Origin of the sequence: Haloterrigena salina JCM 13891 (assembly GCF_000337495.1) — an archaeon.
Taxonomy (GTDB): domain Archaea; phylum Halobacteriota; class Halobacteria; order Halobacteriales; family Natrialbaceae; genus Haloterrigena; species Haloterrigena salina.
Map to the genome: position 1 here is coordinate 53,305 of NZ_AOIS01000022.1, position 15,970 is coordinate 69,274.

The following is a 15,970-nucleotide window of genomic DNA, read 5'->3' on the forward strand; positions in this document are numbered from 1 at the left end:
CCATATTAAACACTATCGGGACCCGTATGCCGTCTCGCGGTTCTTTTTGAGTGAGCGGGCGCTCAATTCCCCCGTTGACCGCGGCCAGGGAGGCGCTCCCGCGCGAGTTCGTCGACGATCGCCATCGACTCGTCGGCTCCCTCGCGATCGACGCCACCGCCGTACACCGCCCGTTCGTACCGCTCGAGGACGGTCTCCGCCCGCGGATCGACCCCTTCGTCGGATTCCTCGGCCAGCGCCTCGAGGTAGCCGCGCGCGGACTCCGAGCGCTCGCGGGGGCGATGGGAGACGGCCAGCAGGCGCTCGAGGCGCCGGTAGGCGCGTTCGGCGTCGCGGTCGGGATCGTCGCTGCGCCGTTGCCAGTAGAGGCCGACGGTCCGGCGGAGCCGCCCGACCGCGCCGGTGCGGTGAACGCTCGCGACCAGTCCAGTGAGGGCCACGAGGGCGACGGTGGCCGCCTCGCGGGAGATCGAAAGCCGCTCGACGAGCGCCGCGAGCCAGCCGTCGTCGTCCTCCTCGTCGGTGACCGAACTGTCGTTCGCCGCCGGTTCGACCGGTTCGGGCTCCGGAGACGAGTCGTTTCCGTCGGTCTCGTTGTCCGGTCCGTACCCGGTGTCGGGGTCGGAGTCGTTCCAGTCCTCGCTCTCGTTGTTGCCGACGATCTCCGACGGGGTCTCGCTGGGTTCGTCCTCCGGTTCCTCCTCGGAGAGCGGCACGTCCTCGCTCGAGTCGGTGTCGACGTCCTCGGCGCCGTCCTCGCGGGCCCGCTCGACCTGCTCGTTGTGGGCCGAATCGCGGGGACCGGACGGCGTCGGTTCGAAAGCGACCCAGCCGTGGCCGGGGAAGTAGACCTCGACCCAGGCGTGGGCGTCGGTCCCGCGGACGACGTACTCGTCGTCGTCGACCTGCTGGCCGCTCGTGTAGCCGGTGACGTAGCGCGTCGGCACGTCCTCGGCCCGCAGCATCTGGGCCATCGTCGTCGCGAAGTAGACGCAGTAGCCCTCGTCCATCTCGAGCAAGAACGCCTCGGCGACGTTGCCGGTCGGTCGGTCGACTTCGAGGGAATAGCCCTTCGTCGACCGGAGGTAGTCCTCGATCGCGACGGCCTTCTCGTAGGGCGTGTCGGCGTCGGCAGTGATCTCGGCCGTTCGGGCCTCGAACTCGTTGGAAGTGTCCTCGGGCGTCTGGAGGTACCGCTCGGCGATCGGGTCGGGGTAGTCCGTTCCCGCCCCCTGGAGGGCAGCGGCGCCGGGGTCGATCACCGCGCTCTCGACGGCGTACGTGTCGCCCTCCACGAGGGGGTTGTTCGGATGGATCTGCCCGTGGCTCGAGACCCGGGTGTGCTGGGTAAACTCACCGTCGACGGAGACCGGCTGCGGGGCGGCGGGCATGACGCCGAGCGTGGTTTCGGCCGTGACGAGCTGGCGCACCCGTTCGGTCTCGCCCGGCGGCCCCCCGATGGGCCCCGAGTAGTCGCTGCGGTCGCCGGTTCGAACCCACTCGTCGCCGGCGAAGCGATCGTAGACGCCCGTCCGCCAGTAGGAGGCCTGATCGGCTTCGACCGTAAATCGGACCTCCGGCGAGAGGTCGACCGAGCCGCCGATGCGCGAGCGATCCGAGGCGTGATCGATGGTTCCCTCGAGCGTCCCGGCCTCGGTCCCGGCGAAGTGGCCCGGCGTCCCCGAGCCGCCGGGGATGACCGTGACGGTCAGCGAGAGCACGACGATCAGCGCGAACAGGGCCGCGAGCAGGTCCGCCTGAGCGACCGAGCCGCCGCGGCGCTCGAGTTCGCCGCAGCCGACGGCGCCGATCCCAGCCAGCGTTCCCACCAGCGTGGGTATCGTCCCGGCGTCGCCGGTCAGGACGAGAAAGAGCAGCGCGATACCGCCGGGAACGACGCCGAGCGCGTACCGTCCCCGGACGGCGAGATACCACGAGAGGAAGACGGGCGCGGGGACGAACGCGAGGGTCCAGACGCCCGCTTCGACCATCCGGAGCAGGGGGAGGCCGGTCGCGAGCGCGGCGGCGTCCGAGAGTAAGACGTCGCCGGCCGAGAGCAGCACCTCGACGCCGAGGCCGGTGTACTCGAGGTAGTAGGCGAAGCCGAGCGCGCCCGCGACAACCGCGGCGACCGTCGCGGTCCGCGGGCGGATCGCCCACGCGAGGACCGTCGCCGCGACCAGCATCGCCCCGACGAGGGTCAACAGCGTCTCGGTCCCGCCGACGACCCGCGTCACGTCTCGCAGGACGCTCACGTACGATGCCGTCAACACCAGCACGCAACAGCACGCGAGCAGCCGGAAGGTTCCGGGACCGACCGATCCGTCCGTCGCGATCTCGATCGTCCGGTCGCTCGTCTGAGAATCGGATTTCGTACTCATGACGTCACCTCCGGTTCGTCGGGACCGCCGCCGTGTCCGTCTCGACCCCGCCGATCGGGTGCGCCGAGCCCGTCGTAGGCGGTCGTGGCTCGGTCGCGTTCCTCGACGAGCCGCTCGAACGGGATCGATCGATCGTCGATCACGATCCGCGTCCCGTCGGCGTCGCTCCGGATCACCACGTCCGCCTCCGCTCGCCGACCCGCCTCGAGTTCGCCGGCCTCGAGACGGGCCGCCGCCGCTAGCAGCCGCCGGGAGTGCTCGCGGCCCGATCCCGGCTCGTAATCGGCGTTCGGGAGCGCGAGACCCACGTCGATGTCGGCCTCGAGGAGGTGTATCGCGACGCTCGCGACGGCCGTCGCCAGGTCGTCGTCCCGGTCGGGCGCGCACTCGGCGGCGATCGTCGCCGACCCGGTCTCCTCGGTGTCCGCGTACTCCGTGACGACGAGGTCGGCGTCGGGCCGTTTGGCGGCCGATTTCCAGTGGACGTCCCGCAGCGAGTCGCCGCGCTGGTACTCCCGGAGGTGGTCGAACGCCTCGCGATCCTGCCCCGCGAGCGCCTCGGTGACCGCTCGGATGTCGCTGCCGGGACCGGACCGAACCTCGTAGACGCGCGGGTAGACGAGGACGGTCGTCGTCCCCTCGTCGGCGAACCGGCGCCGAACGAGTCCGAAGAGGTCGCTGACGGTGATCGTCGCCGGCCCCAGTCGGTGTTCGCCCCGCTCCTCGAGTCGGATCTCGTACCCGACGCGGCCCTCGCCCACGAGGGTCGTCTCGACGACGGGTGCGCCGTCCTCGATCGCGGTCGTCTCGTCGTCGCTCTCGAGGACCGTGACGCCCTCGCCGACGTCGTCGCAGACGGTCGCCGAAACCGCCGACGACGACTCGATCTCGAGTTCGACCGTCCGTCGGTCGCCGGCGAATCCTTCGGGAACGGGCGCGCGTCTGATCTCGGGGCGGTCGGCTCGGCCGACCGCGACCAGTCCGGCGAGCAACACGACCGCGAGCGGGACCACGACGGCGTTGAGCGCCCGCGGGCCGAACGCCCAGCCCATCGCCAGCGAGACGACCGCGACGAACAGCGCCGTCCAGCCGCGGATCGTCAACCGCATCGTCACTCGACCGAGACGCGCTCGAGGGCGTTCTCGACGACCGTCGCGCCGTCGCGCTCGCGATCGCCCGCCTTGATCCGGTGGGGGAGGACGACGGACGCCTCCGTCTGGACGTCGTCGGGGATGACGTAGTCGCGGCCGTCGGTCACCGCGCGCGCCTGGGCCGCCCGCAGGAGGGCGATCGTCCCGCGGGGGCTGACGCCGACGCGGGCGTGTTCGCGGGTGTAGCCCGCCAGCCGCGTCGCGTACTCCCGGACCGGCCGCTCGACGCGCGTTTCCGCGACGGTCTCGCGGGCCGCGACGATCGTCGCGCGGTCGGTCACCGGCTCGAGCGACTCGATGGGGTGGTGCCCGACGGTCCGACCGAGCAGTTCGGCCTCCTCGTCGGGATCGGGGTAGCCCAGGTGGAGCTTCTTCATGAAGCGATCGAGCTCCGCGAAGGGCAGGTCGTAGGTCCGGTTCGGTTCGATCGCGTTCTGGGTCGCGATGACCGTGAACGGATCTGGCAGCTCGCGGGTGTCGCCGTCGACGGTCACCTGCTCTTCCTCCATGGCCTCGAGCAGCGCCGACTGGGTCTTCGGGGGCGCGCGATTGATCTCGTCACCCAAGACGACGTTGCCGAAGACGGGGCCGGGCTGGAACTCGAACTCGCGGCTCTGCTGATTGAAGACGTTCACGCCGGTGACGTCCGTCGGGAGGAGATCGGGCGTGAACTGGATCCGGCGGAACTCGCAGTCGATCGAGGTGGCGATCGAGCGGGCCAGCATCGTCTTGCCGACGCCGGGAACGTCGTCGAGCAGGACGTGGCCGCGGCCGAGCATCGCCGTCACGACGTGTTCGACCACGTCCTCGTGGCCGACGATCACCTCGGCGACGTTCGCCTCGAGTTCGGCACAGAGGTCGGCGACCGTCGAGACTCCGAGGCGATCGGTCCCGGTCCGGGACGGCGGGTTCGCGTCAGTCATGGCTCGAGCACGGATACGGCGAGGACCCAGTTAAACCGCTCATCAGTACGTCAGTAGTGGCTCTGAAACATATGCTTTGCGTCGACATCGCACCCGTTCCGCTCCGAACGAGCTCTCGCGGTTCGGTGCCGTTCGTTCCCGTCGTCCCAGTGGCGGGGCAGTCGCTAACCGGTTGCGTCGCCGTCGCCGCGTCGATACCGGCACAAAGAACCGACGATCGGGCCGGACAGCGGACAGTACTGCCGTCGCTACCCGGCTAACGATCAGAGAACGATACCACTACACCGAACCGGCTTACAGGCGTTCGAGGTTCGTCGCTCGGGGGCCCTTTTCGGCCTCCTCGATCTCGAACTCGACCTCCTGACCCTCCTCGAGGTCGGGGCCGCCGACGTCCTCCATGTGGAAGAACACGTCCTCGTCCGCGTCGTCAGTTTCGATGAATCCGTAGCCGCCAGTGTCGTTGAAGAATGCGACCGTACCTTGCGCCATTGCACCTCTATAGAACCACGACGGAAATATAAAGCTTCGGGAGCACACTCGCAGGCACCGCCGAGATATCGGACCTGTACCGGGTTCAGAGAGCGATTCGCGGGGGTTACCAGTTTTTGCAGTCCGGGCAGACGAGGTCTCCGTCCTGTCTCTTATACACATCTCTNGGACCTGTACCGGGTTCAGAGAGCGATTCGCGGGGGTTACCAGTTTTTGCAGTCCGGGCAGACGAGGTCTCCGTCCTCGCGCCAGACGCGATCGGTGTCGCTCCCACAGCGACGACAGGTGTACTCGCCCCAGCCGTACGTCGAGCGGCCGGTATCGCCGATCGGCTCCTCGTCGATTGAGTCGTCGCCGATCGCTTTGTCGTCGGTTACGGCGGTCTCGACGTCGACTACGCCGTCAGTGGACTCGGTCCGTTCCCGCTGTTCCCGATCGCTGTCAGCGGCCCGCTCCTCCCGATCGCCGCCCGCTGGCCGTCGCTGCTCCGGGCCGCCGTCTTCGAGTTCCGACTGTGATTCGTCGGCGTCGCTCGGGTCCGGGTCCGCCGCCGCGTCTGCGTTCGTATCCGCGTCTCCCTCTCGAGCGTCGTCCTCGGCGCCTTCGGACTCGAAAAAATCCGTGAGTGTCGCGTCGTCGGTCACGGGTGGCCGTACGGCCGGCGCCGGCTTAGTGGCTCCGTTCGCCGCCCGATGGGACCGGAACCGGTCGTGCGGACCGCCACCGTGCGACGGCGTACCGGCACGGCCAAGTAGCATCGGTGACAACGCCCGCACATGGCTACCGTCACTCCGATGAACGTTATCGTGGACAACCTCACCGAGATGATCGACCTCTTCTCCGACGTCGCGACGGGCGAGGCGCTCGCACCGTTGCTCATGGTCATCGGCGGTCTTCTTGTCGTCTTCTCGATGGCCGTCTTCGGCGCCCTCACTCTCGGCGCTGTCGGGAGCCTCTTCTCCGCGAACTGATCCCGGCGCCGGCGCTCTACGCCGACGTCAGTCGTTTTCGCCGTCCGTCGCCGCCGCCAGCGCCTCGCTCGCCCGCTCGATCGCGTCCTCGAGGTCGGGGCCCAGCGGCGAGCCGACGACGATGCCGTCGACGTGCTCTAAGGCCGCTTCGAATCGCTCGGCGACCGTCTCGGTCGTCCCGGCGATACAGAAGGCGTCGATCATCTCGGGCGTCACGCGACCGAAGGCCTCGTTCAGGTCACCCCGCTCGAGCGCCTCGCTCACCTCGTTGGCCGCCTCGCGGTCGATGTCGTGGCGCTCGAGGACGGGATCGGCCGCGCCGCCGACGATGAACGCGACGGGCGGCCGGGCGGCCTCTCGAGCCGCCTCCTCGTCGCCCGCGACACTGACGCTCGCAAAGGCCAGCGACTCGAAGTCGCCGGCGTCGTCGGGTCGCTCTCGGAGCCCTTCTTCGAGTTCGCCCGCGGCCCACTCGAGGTCTCGCGGGTGGGCCGCGTTGATCAGCACGCCGTCGGCGTGTTTCGCGCTCATCCGGAGCATGTGGGGACCCTGCGCGCCGACGTAGACCGGAATCTCGCCCGCGGGATCGAGGTTCAGCGACGCGTCGCGCGCCGTGAACGTTCCCTCGTGGGTGACGGTTTCGCCGTTCCAGAGATCCCGCGCGAGGTCGAACGTCTCGAGGACCCGGCGAAGCGGCCGATCGCGCTCGACGCCGAGATTGGACAGCGAGGAGCGGTCGCCGGCGCCGACGCCGAAGACGGCCCGACCGTCGCTGACCTCGTCGATCGTCGCCGTCTGGGCCGCGAGCTTGACGGGGTGGGTCTCGTAGGGGTTGACGACCCCCGGCCCGAGGCGCAGGTCGTCGGTCGCGTCGGCCATTCGCGAGAGCACGACGAACGGGTCGCGGTTGAAGTAGTGGCTGCTCGCGAAGGCGGCGTCGAACCCGACGGCCTCCGCGCGGGCCGCCAGGTCGGCGATGCGGTCGGGCGGATGCTCGGGAGTGAGTTCGATCGCCCAGGTCGCGTCCTCGCTCATCCGTCGATCCTCCGCGTCCGTCCGCGCTGCCGGTCGCTCGCCGTCTGAGCGAGCGGCGCCGATCCTGCCTGTCGGTTCATGTCCGCAGGGTCGGCCAGCGCGGTGAAAAGCCCACCGTCACCGGAGACGGTGGCCGCCGTCGTAGACCGAAGTACGATAGAATCGAACGCCGCCGGCTACCCGGCGCGCGCCCGGAAGAACAGCGCCGCCCCGCGGCGGTCGAACTCGAGGCTCGAGAACCCCGCCTCGCGGAGGCGGTCCCGGAACGACTCGACGTCGAACGGTTCGGCGCCGACCGTCAGCCGCGCGACCGCCCGCACGGGCGACGCGCCGAGCACGTACTCGTCGACGATCGTCGTCCCGACGAGCCGGCCGCCGGACCGGAGAACGCGGTGCAGTTCGGCCAGCGCCGCGTCGACGTCGGGGAAGAGATGTAGCGCCCAGCAGCAGGCGACCCGGTCGAACGCACCGTCGTCAATCCACAGTTCGTCGGCGCTCATCCGCGCGAACGCGACGTTCTCGAGCCCCTCGCGGGCGGCGTACCGCTGCGCTCGCTCGAGCATTCCGCCGGAGATGTCGACTCCCAGCACTGACGTGGCGTCGCGGGCGACGCGGCGGGTGATCCGGCCCGTGCCGCAGGCGACGTCGAGCACGCTCGGTGCTTCCGTGTCTCCTTCAGCCGCGGGTTCGGTCCCGGATTCGGCCTCGAGGTCGAGCATCGACGCGATCGTCGAGCGGTCGTCCCGCGGTGCGGTCGCACCGCCGACGAAGCGGTACAGCGGCCGGAACCAGACCGGCGTCTCGTAGACGGGTGCCAGCCGGTCGAAGAACGTCTCGTGTGCCGACTCGTCCACGGCGTCGGGGACCGGAAAGCGCGGGATTTCGTCGACAATCGGAACCGCCACGCCGCAGTTCGGACAGTCCAGTTCGCCGTCCCGCCGCGACAACCCCCATCCGCAGCGTCGGCAGACGTATCCCGGTTCGATCGCGGCCATCGCCGTGACCTACGGCCGCGTCGACCTTGAGTTCCCCCGCCGGCGTCTCGAGACCTTCACTCCGCTCAGAGTTCGCGGGTCACGTCCGTTCCCCGCTCGCTGTACCGAGATCTTCGCTTCGCTCGGATCTCGCCCCTCAGCCGTCGAACTCCCAGTCGCGGAGCGCCTCGCGGACGAGGTCGTTCTCGACCGCTCTGAACAGTTCGTCGCTGCCGCCGTGGTCGCCGAACTCCCAGTCGCGGACGACCACCGCGGGGACGCCGCCGGCGCCCTCGCCGGTCACGAGGTTCGCGGCGGCGGCGAGTTCGTCGACCACCGACTGGACGGTGACGCCGAGTTCGTGGCCGTCGCGGTCCTCCTCGCCGCGCCAGTCCCGGCTTGCGGGCATGCCGGCCCAGCCGATCGCGACGCCGGTCTGGCCGTGACGGAATGGCCGCCCGCAGGTGTCCGTGACGATCACGGGGACGTCCTCGTAGCCTCGCTCCTCGAGTCCCGCGCGGATGCGCTCGGCGCTCTCGCTCGGCTTTCTGGGAAGCAGGAGGATGTCGTGGTCCGGTACGTTCGACCGATCGATCCCCGCGTTCGGGCAGATGTGACCGAAGCGCGTCTCGGCCAGCAGGAACGGGACGTCGATCAACAGCTCCGCGCTCTCGTCCAAGACGGCCTGCGCGAACCGCGGGTCCTTCTCCTCGCCGGCGATCTCCTCGATTCGGTCGGCGATCTCCTGTGCGCGGCCGCTGACGGGGTAGTCCTCGAGATCCGCCAGTCGTCCCTCGGCCTTCGAGACGATCGTGCTCGCGACGGTGAGCACGTCGCCGGGCTCTAAGTCGACCCGCTCCGCGACGAGTTCGGCGATATCGTCGCCGGGACGGACCTCCGGCAGGCCCGTCACTGGTTCGAGTTCCATACTGGTGGGTGGAACAGCGGTGTCAAAAACACATCGTCATCGGGGAACGGAACCGTTGGTGCCGACGATTACGGCCGCTCGCACTCGAGTAGCGTTCCCAGTCCGTCGAGATCGACCTCGAGCCCCGCGGCGCCGCAGACGTCCCACAGGGTCGCGCCGTTGCTCGTGAGTACCGGCACCCCCAGTTTCGACTCGAGTTCGCCGACGGCCGCGAGCGAGCGGTAGTTCGTACAGGAGACGAAGACGGCGTCGAGTTCGTCGCCGTCGACGCGCTCGATCACTTGCCGGACCGCGTCGTCGGGGGTCAGCGCGCCGATCGCCGTGTTCGCCTCGAGACCGCGGCCGTCGATCGAGGCGACCTCGAACCCCGCGGCCTCGAGGAACTCCCGTTCCTTCGCGTCGAGGTCGGCGGTGTAGGGCGTGACGACCGCGATCCGTTCGGCGTCGAGAGCCTCGAGGGCGCGGACGACCGACCGCGCGGTCGCGACCGCGGGGACGCCGGCCGCTTCCGAGAGACGGTCCTCGAGTTCGGCGTCGAACCCCGGTCCGTGGAGCAGGCTGCCGGTCGTACAGGCGTAGGCGACGGCGTCAACGTCGGCGTGGCCGAGCAGTTCGGCCGCCCGCGCCGCGTCGTCGCTCATCGCGTCGAGTTCGCCGACGGTCACCGACTCGAGTGCCATGCGTGCGCCGTGGACGGTGACGTCGTCGGGGAGCGCCCGGCGGAACTCCGGTTCGGCCGTCGTGTTCGAGGAGGGGACGATCAGTCCCAGTCGACCGCCCACGTCGGCAGTAGCGTCCGTACCAGACGCGTCAGCTATAGCGCCCGCGTCAGCTCTGGAAGCGTCGGAGTCGGACATCGCTCGGTCACTCCCCGTCGCCCTCGCCGTCCGCGTCGGTCGTCTTTTCGGCCGCGCGATCGGCCTCGAGCGCGTCCGCGTCGCGCTCGTCGGGGTCGCCGTGGCCGCCGCCACCGGGCGTGCGGACGGTCACGGTCGTTCCCGCCGCCACGTCGACGGTCGTCTTCGCGGCGACTTCCTCGCCGTCGATCAGGTTCTCGCCGGTCGCGCCGCGCTCGCCGCCGGCGACGCCCTCGGGCGCGTGACGGCGGCGCTCGGTCAGCAGCGACACCGTCGCCGGCTGCTCGACGGTGACGGTGCGCTCGAGGCCCAGACCGCCGCGCTGGCGACCGCGACCGCCGCTGTCGGGCCGGAGCGCGTAGCGCTCGACCCGGAGCGGATACTCGGTCTCGAGGGACTCGACGGGCGTGTTCAGCGTGTTGGTCATGCCGACCTGGACGCCGTCCATCCCATCGCGGTCCGCTCGCGCGCCGAAGCCGCCGCCGATCGTCTCGTAGTAGGTAAAGGAGCCGTCGCGAGCACCGATGGTCAGGTTGTTCATCGTCCCCTGACCCTGGGCCGGCACGCGGTCCGGCGCCGCCTCGGCGAACGCGGTGAAGACCACGTCGGTCACGCGCTGGCTGGTCTCGACGTTGCCGCCGACGACGGCGGCGGGCGACTCGGGATTCAGTAGCGTTCCCGCGGGCGCGCGAACGTCGACTGGCTCGTAACAGCCGTGGTTCGGCGGGATCTCGGGATCGGTGATACAGCGCACGACGAAGTAGACCGCGCTCTTCGCGACGGCCAGCGGCGCGTTCAGGTTCCCGTCGAGTTGGCCGTCGGTACCCGAGAAGTCGACGTCGATCGTCGCGCCGTCGATCGTGACCGCGACCGTGATCTCGACGTCCTCGTCGGTGACGCCGTCGCCCTCGAGAACGTCGGTCGCCTCGTAGGTGCCGTCGGGAAGCTTCCGAATCTCGTCTTCGATGCGCTCGCGCGAGTAGTCGATGACGGCGTCGAAGCCCTCGAGGACCGTCTCGCGGCCGTGTTCGTCGAAGAGCGCTGCGAGGCGCTGTTCGGCGCGTTGGTTGGCCGCCTGCTGGGCCCGGAGGTCGGCGCGGCGCTCGCCGGGGTTGCGGATGTTCGCGAGGACGAGCGAGCGGACCTCCTCGCGGGGCTCGCCGCCCTCGACGATCCGCGTCGGCGGCAGGCGAAGCCCCTCCTGGTAGATCTCCTGGGCCCCGGCGGGCATGCTGCCGGGGGTCATCCCGCCGACGTCGGCGTGGTGGGCCCGCGAGACCGCGTAGCCGACGATATCGCTCTCGTCGCCGTCCGCGTCATCTCCGTTGGCTCCGACGTCAGCGCCGGGCGCGATCGGCGACACCATCGTCACGTCCGGGAGGTGCGTCCCCCCTCGGAAGGGGTCGTTCAGGATGAACACGTCGCCGGGCTGGGGATCGTACTCGAGGACAGCGTCGACGGCCGCGGGCATCGCGCCTAGATGGACGGGAATGTGCTCGGCCTGCGCGATCATCCGGCCCTCGGCGTCGAACAGGGCGGTCGAGCAGTCACGGCGCTCCTTGATATTCGGCGAGTAGGCGCCGCGGATCAGCGTCTGGCCCATCTCCTCGGCGACGCTCTCGAGCTGGTTGCGCAGCACCTCGAGAGTCACCGGATCGATGGCGTCGGCGCCCGTTGCGTTCGATTCGTCCGTTTCGGTCGTCGCGCCCGCGGTTTCGTTCGGATCTGGCGTCATCGGAAATCACCCCCTCGCGTCATGACGAGGGTGCCGTCCGTGAGGATCTCGCCCGTCCAGGTCGGCGGGACGACGGTCGTGCTCTCGGCCTGCTCGAGGATCGCCGGCCCGGAGACCGTCGATCCGGCCGCGAGGCGGTCCCGGTCGTACACCGTCGCCTGCCGCGGCTCGGCGCCGGCGCCGGGGAAGTGGGCCTCCCGCGTGCCGACGAGCGCGTCGCCCGGCCCCTCGTGGCGGACGGTCGGCTCCGAGCCCGGCACGGTCGCCGTCGCGCGGAGGTTGACGACCTCGACGGCCTCGTCCAGCGCGTAGCCGTACGCGCGCTCGTGGGCCTCGTGGAACCGTTCGGCGACGGCTTCCGCATCGAACTCTTCGTCGGCGGGGACGGTCAGTTCGAAGCTCTGTCCCGCGTAGCGGCAGTCGGCCGCGCGCTCGACCTCCGCCGCGTCGGGGTCGGAGGCGTCGGCGAGGACGTCCGCCACGAGGTCGTCGTAGACGGTCTCGAGGTCCGCAGGATCGGCGGTCGCGAGATCCGTGCCGACCGTCCGCACGGCGTCGTAGCTCTCGTCGGCCGCCAGCAGGCCGAACGCCGAGAGGACCCCGCCCGGTCGCGGGACGACGACGCGGTCGACCTCGAGCGAGTCGGCCAGCGCCGCGGCGTGCATCGGGCCCGCGCCGCCGAACGCGACCAGCGCGAACTCGCGGGGGTCGTGACCGCGCTCGACGGTCACCGAACGGATCGTCCGCGTCATCGTCGCGTTCGCCACGCGGTAGACGCCGCGGGCCGCCTCGAGCGCGCTCTCGAGGCCGGCCTCGTCGGCCAGTCGCTCGAGGGCCTCGCGGGCCGCCTCGACGTCGAGGGTCATCTCGCCGCCCAGCGCGGTCTCGGGGCCGATGTAGCCCAGTACGACGTTGGCGTCGGTGACGGTGGGTTCGGTGCCGCCCTTGCCGTAACAGGCGGGGCCCGGGTCGGCACCCGAGGAGCGGGGCCCGACGCGGAGCGCGCCGCCGGCGTCGACCCAGGCGATCGAGCCGCCGCCCGCGCCGACGGTATTGACGTCGACCATCGGCGTCCGGATCGGGAGGCCGTCGATCTCGGCGTCGGTCGTCCGCTCCGCGCGGCCGTCCCGAACGAGGCTCACGTCGCTCGAGGTGCCGCCCATGTCGAAGGTGACGAGCCCCTCGACGTCCTCGTCGTCGACGGTCGCCGCGGCGCCGACGACGCCAGCGGCCGGGCCCGACAGCGTCGTCGTCACGGCGTGGTCCCGAACCGTCTCGGGGTCGGCGATGCCGCCGTTGGCCTGCATGATCCGCGGCGCCGGCACGCCGGCGTCCTCGGCCTCTTCGACGAGTCGGCCCACGTAGCGGTCGATCGCGGGCCGCACGTAGGCGTCGACGGCCGTCGTCGACGTGCGCTCGAACTCGCGGAACTCCGCGAGCACCTCGTGGGACGCGGAGACGGGGACCTCGAGTTCCTCGCGCAGCGTCTCGGCGACGCGCGCCTCGTTCTCGGGGTCGGCGTAGGCGTGCAGCAGCGAGATCGCGACGGCTTCGACGTCCCGGTCGCGCAGCGTCGCCGCGAGGTCTCGGACCTCGTCGGGGTCGACGGGCTCCTCGACGCCGTCGGCCGTCGTCCGTTCGCTCACCTCGAAGCGCCGCTCTCGGGGCACCAGCGGTTCGGGCTTCTCGGCCTCGAGATCGTACAGATCGGGTCGGTCCTGCCGGCCGATCTCGAGGACGTCGCGGAAGCCCTCGGTGGTCACGAGGGCGGTCTCCGCGCCGCCGCGCTCGAGCAGGGCGTTGACCGAGACGGTCATCGCGTGGGCGAACTCGTCGAGCTCGGCGGGGTCGATCCCCGCCTCGTCGCAGGCCTTGCGCAGGCCCTCGAGGACGCCGACGTGCTGGGGATCGGTCGAGGGCACCTTCGCGGTGACGAGGTCGTCGTCGACCGAGAGGGCCACGTCGGTGAACGTCCCGCCGACGTCGACGCCGATTCGGGTGTCGGTTTCGTCGCTCGAGGGCGACGCGCCGCCGTCGGTACGGGGGGCGTGGTCGGTGATCGATGCGTTCCGCGTCGGATCAGAAGGGTTTGAATGCGTCATTCGTTCAAAGGAGCAAGACGTCGTAGAGCGTTCGGAGGCCGATACCGATCACGACGACCGTGACGAGGCCGCCCAGCACGTTCTGGAGCGTGCTGTTCGTGTACTCGCCGAGCAGGTCGTCGTTGTTCATCGCGTAGATGAGAAAGACCGCGAGGACGGGCAACAGGAGCCCGTTGGCGACCTGCGCGAAGACGATCACCTCGACCGGGTTGTAGTCCAGCGCCGAGAAGAGGATCCCGACGCCGATGATCGTCAGCCAGATCGCGCGAAAGCGGGTCGATTTGAGGTCGCGCTCCCAGCCGAGCGCGCCGGCGGTGGCGTAGGCGCCGGCCAGCGGCGCGCTCATCGAACTCGTGAAGCCGGCCGCGAAGAGGCCGATCGCGAAGAACGTCAGCGCGTAGCCGCCGAAGACCGGCTCGAGTTGGTCGGCCATCTCGCCGACGTCACCGATCTGGGTCCCCTCGGGGAACACCGCGGCCGCGGTGACGACGATCGCCGTCGTGATGACGCCGCCGACGGCGACCATCGCGATCGTGTCGGTGCGACACTCCGCGAGGTCGTCGGCGCCGTCCCACCGCTCCTGGACGGTGCTCGCGTGCAGGAACAGGTTGTAGCCGACGACGGTGGTCCCAACGAGGCCGGCGATCAGGTACGCCGAGCCGTCGGGGACCGTTGGCACGAGGCCGCCCGCGAGCGCCGTCGGGTCTGGACGGACGATAATCATGTTGAGCACGAATGCCAGCCCCATGACGGTGACGAGGCCGATGAAGACCCGCTCGATCAGCTTGTAGCTGCCCGTCCACAGTAGGCCGGCGGCGACCAGTCCCATGACTGGGCCCCAAATGTTCTCGCTGATGCCCGTGATCGTCGCCAAGCCGGCGGCGCCGCCGACGATGTTGCCGGTCTGGAACGCCGCCGTCCCGATCCCGATGGCGCTCACGACGAGCGCGATCGTCACACCCCTCGCGAGCGGGTTCGAGAACTCGTTTCGAAACGCTTCCCCCAGTCCCTCCTTCGTGATCAGGCCGAGCCGCGCGCTCATCTCCTGGAGCACCATCGTCGCCAGGATCGAGAACGCGATCGTCCACACGAGCAGGTAGGCGTACTCCGCGCCGATGACGCTCGCGGTCGTGACGGTTCCCGGTCCGACGAACGCCGCTGCCACCAGCGCCCCCGGCCCGATCGCCTTGAGTCGGTCTACAACACCCATGATACGTGTACACATATGACCCTCGCCGAGAGGACCAAAATGGTTGTTAAGAATCGCACATACGGGGCGCGATCCGCTCGAGTCAGTTCGACCATCGTATGAACTCGTATGAAGTCGTTCGATCGGTGCTCGAATCCGGCGCTCGGTGCCCGAACGAGAAGGCGATCGCGAACGCAACTGCGACTCGTCCGCTGTGGCCGACGGGCGGTCAGTCGCCCCCGCGTTCGGTGACGATCACCTTCGAGACACCTCGGTCGATCTCGATCTCGGTTGGCATGTCGACGGTGCTGCGCTCGAGGAACCGGGTCATGAACCAGCGGATCGCTTCCGACGGGAAGACGATGTGGTAGACGTCGCCCTCCTCGCGGCGCACTTCGAGGAAGCCACAGAAGGAGAGCCACTCGAGCACCTCGCCGACGCTCTCGAACCGCTGGGCGTACTCGCGGGCGTGGTAGTCGGAGACGCGGTCGGCCGCCGCCACGAACTCCGGATCGGGATCGCCGCCGTCGTAGCAGTGCTCGAGGAAGGCGTGGAGGAAGTCGACGTCTAACAACACGTGTTCGCCGGAGGTCAGCATCCGGTAGTACTGCTCTAAGTTGTCGCTCGGCCGGCCGCTCGCGGCCTCGAAGTTCGCCGCGTAGAACGTCAGCGCCCGGCGAACGAGCTCGCTCTGTCCGTGATTGGTCTCGGACAGCAGCGTCTCGAGGGCCGCGTGCGAGTCCTCGTCGAGAGATACCGTGACACGTTCGGTCATGCCTCGAGGTAGAACGCGAAACGGGTATAGTTCACGGGATTTGCCGGCGCGAAGACAGTCACTCGGACCGTCGTTCAACCGCTCCAGCACGTCGTCGCTCCGTCGCGGCGCTCAGCCGGTCCGTTCTTCGACCGCGAGCGAGCCGTCCTCGACGGTCGCGACGAGCATCGTCGCGCGGCCGGCGGGACTGGCGCCGGTCGCGCTCCCGGGATTGAGTACCCGCACGCCGTCGACCGTCGTATCGACCACTTCGTGGGTATGACCGGCGACGGCGACGGGGTCCTGGTCTCCGTCTATTTCGCTTCGAGCAACTTCGACGACGCGCTCGTGCCAGCCGCGCGGCGATCCGGTACCGTGGGTGACGACGAACGTTACGCCGCCGACCTCGAGGACGTCGCGGAAGCCTTCGGTCACCTCGCGTCCGGTCCCGAATCCACAGGCGCTCCGGACCCAATCGTTC

15 protein-coding genes are annotated in these 15,970 nt (G+C 69.8%); 1 reads left to right on the forward strand and 14 read right to left on the reverse strand.

The features are described from left to right. Positions 1-62 precede the first annotated feature (62 nt). From C477_RS05820 to C477_RS05840, 5 genes are all read right to left on the reverse strand, one after another. Positions 63-2,381, reverse strand: coding sequence for a transglutaminase TgpA family protein (locus tag C477_RS05820; RefSeq protein ID WP_008893522.1), 2,319 nt, complete (start codon positions 2,379-2,381; stop codon positions 63-65). After that, the gene (locus tag C477_RS05825; RefSeq protein WP_049914315.1) at positions 2,378-3,490 is read right to left on the reverse strand and encodes a DUF58 domain-containing protein; all 1,113 of its coding nucleotides are present in this window, start codon (positions 3,488-3,490) and stop codon (positions 2,378-2,380) included. Before C477_RS05825 ends, C477_RS05820 begins: the two co-directional genes overlap by 4 nt. A 2-nt stretch (positions 3,491-3,492) precedes the next feature. Beyond that, positions 3,493-4,455: an AAA family ATPase gene (locus C477_RS05830; RefSeq protein WP_008893524.1), complete on the reverse strand. Its 963-nt coding sequence runs from the start codon at positions 4,453-4,455 to the stop codon at positions 3,493-3,495. A 294-nt stretch (positions 4,456-4,749) separates the two neighbouring features. Further along, positions 4,750-4,944 carry a cold-shock protein gene (locus C477_RS05835; protein WP_008893525.1) on the reverse strand — a complete coding sequence of 65 codons (195 nt, stop codon included), beginning with the start codon at positions 4,942-4,944 and terminating at the stop codon, positions 4,750-4,752. A gap of 203 nt (positions 4,945-5,147) precedes the next feature. After that, positions 5,148-5,588 (reverse strand): DUF7573 domain-containing protein, encoded by a 441-nt coding sequence (locus tag C477_RS05840; protein ID WP_008893526.1) that lies wholly within the window; start codon positions 5,586-5,588, stop codon positions 5,148-5,150. 132 nt (positions 5,589-5,720) lie between these two features. Between C477_RS05840 and C477_RS05845 the strand changes: the two genes are divergently transcribed. Next, on the forward strand, positions 5,721-5,915 hold the full coding sequence (locus tag C477_RS05845; protein ID WP_008893527.1) for a hypothetical protein: 195 nt from the start codon (positions 5,721-5,723) through the stop codon (positions 5,913-5,915). A gap of 27 nt (positions 5,916-5,942) precedes the next feature. On the opposite strand, the gene C477_RS05850 is transcribed toward C477_RS05845, so the two are convergent. The 9 genes from C477_RS05850 to C477_RS05890 form a co-directional block, all read right to left on the reverse strand. After that, positions 5,943-6,950 (reverse strand): 5,10-methylenetetrahydromethanopterin reductase, encoded by a 1,008-nt coding sequence (locus C477_RS05850; RefSeq protein ID WP_008893528.1) that lies wholly within the window; start codon positions 6,948-6,950, stop codon positions 5,943-5,945. A 176-nt stretch (positions 6,951-7,126) separates the two neighbouring features. Next, a complete protein-coding gene (locus C477_RS05855; RefSeq protein WP_008893529.1) occupies positions 7,127-7,945 on the reverse strand; it encodes a methyltransferase domain-containing protein in 819 nt (272 codons plus the stop codon). A gap of 136 nt (positions 7,946-8,081) precedes the next feature. Continuing rightward, entirely contained in the window at positions 8,082-8,852 is a 771-nt protein-coding gene (locus C477_RS05860) for a coenzyme F420-0:L-glutamate ligase (RefSeq protein ID WP_008893530.1), read from the reverse strand. Between the two features lie 68 nt (positions 8,853-8,920). Next, entirely contained in the window at positions 8,921-9,709 is a 789-nt protein-coding gene (locus C477_RS05865; protein WP_049914318.1) for a maleate cis-trans isomerase family protein, read from the reverse strand. 7 nt (positions 9,710-9,716) lie between these two features. Continuing rightward, positions 9,717-11,444 carry a hydantoinase B/oxoprolinase family protein gene (locus C477_RS05870; RefSeq protein ID WP_008893532.1) on the reverse strand — a complete coding sequence of 576 codons (1,728 nt, stop codon included), beginning with the start codon at positions 11,442-11,444 and terminating at the stop codon, positions 9,717-9,719. Further along, positions 11,441-13,546, reverse strand: a complete 2,106-nt coding sequence (locus C477_RS05875; protein WP_008893533.1) for a hydantoinase/oxoprolinase family protein — start codon at positions 13,544-13,546, stop codon at positions 11,441-11,443. Before C477_RS05875 ends, C477_RS05870 begins: the two co-directional genes overlap by 4 nt. A gap of 4 nt (positions 13,547-13,550) precedes the next feature. Then, positions 13,551-14,756: an Nramp family divalent metal transporter gene (locus C477_RS05880; protein ID WP_008893534.1), complete on the reverse strand. Its 1,206-nt coding sequence runs from the start codon at positions 14,754-14,756 to the stop codon at positions 13,551-13,553. Positions 14,757-14,964: 208 nt separating this feature from the next. Next, positions 14,965-15,510, reverse strand: a complete 546-nt coding sequence (locus C477_RS05885; protein ID WP_008893535.1) for a ribbon-helix-helix protein, CopG family — start codon at positions 15,508-15,510, stop codon at positions 14,965-14,967. A 111-nt stretch (positions 15,511-15,621) separates the two neighbouring features. Further along, on the reverse strand, positions 15,622-15,970 hold a 349-nt coding region (locus C477_RS05890; protein ID WP_008893536.1), incomplete at its 5' end, for a metallophosphoesterase family protein.

Excerpts from the sequence above, each read along its gene's own strand:
- C477_RS05820 (WP_008893522.1), bottom strand. The coding sequence starts at position 2,381 with ATGAGTACGAAATCCGATTCTCAGACGAGCGACCGGACGATCGAGATC.
- C477_RS05880 (WP_008893534.1), bottom strand. The coding sequence starts at position 14,756 with ATGGGTGTTGTAGACCGACTCAAGGCGATCGGGCCGGGGGCGCTGGTG.
- C477_RS05835 (WP_008893525.1), bottom strand. The coding sequence starts at position 4,944 with ATGGCGCAAGGTACGGTCGCATTCTTCAACGACACTGGCGGCTACGGA.
- C477_RS05855 (WP_008893529.1), bottom strand. The coding sequence starts at position 7,945 with ATGGCCGCGATCGAACCGGGATACGTCTGCCGACGCTGCGGATGGGGG.
- C477_RS05830 (WP_008893524.1), bottom strand. The coding sequence starts at position 4,455 with ATGACTGACGCGAACCCGCCGTCCCGGACCGGGACCGATCGCCTCGGA.
- C477_RS05825 (WP_049914315.1), bottom strand. The coding sequence starts at position 3,490 with ATGCGGTTGACGATCCGCGGCTGGACGGCGCTGTTCGTCGCGGTCGTC.
- C477_RS05870 (WP_008893532.1), bottom strand. The coding sequence starts at position 11,444 with ATGACGCCAGATCCGAACGAAACCGCGGGCGCGACGACCGAAACGGAC.
- C477_RS05860 (WP_008893530.1), bottom strand. The coding sequence starts at position 8,852 with ATGGAACTCGAACCAGTGACGGGCCTGCCGGAGGTCCGTCCCGGCGAC.
- C477_RS05885 (WP_008893535.1), bottom strand. The coding sequence starts at position 15,510 with ATGACCGAACGTGTCACGGTATCTCTCGACGAGGACTCGCACGCGGCC.
- C477_RS05850 (WP_008893528.1), bottom strand. The coding sequence starts at position 6,950 with ATGAGCGAGGACGCGACCTGGGCGATCGAACTCACTCCCGAGCATCCG.
- C477_RS05875 (WP_008893533.1), bottom strand. The coding sequence starts at position 13,546 with ATGACGCATTCAAACCCTTCTGATCCGACGCGGAACGCATCGATCACC.
- C477_RS05865 (WP_049914318.1), bottom strand. The coding sequence starts at position 9,709 with ATGTCCGACTCCGACGCTTCCAGAGCTGACGCGGGCGCTATAGCTGAC.
- C477_RS05845 (WP_008893527.1), top strand. The coding sequence starts at position 5,721 with ATGGCTACCGTCACTCCGATGAACGTTATCGTGGACAACCTCACCGAG.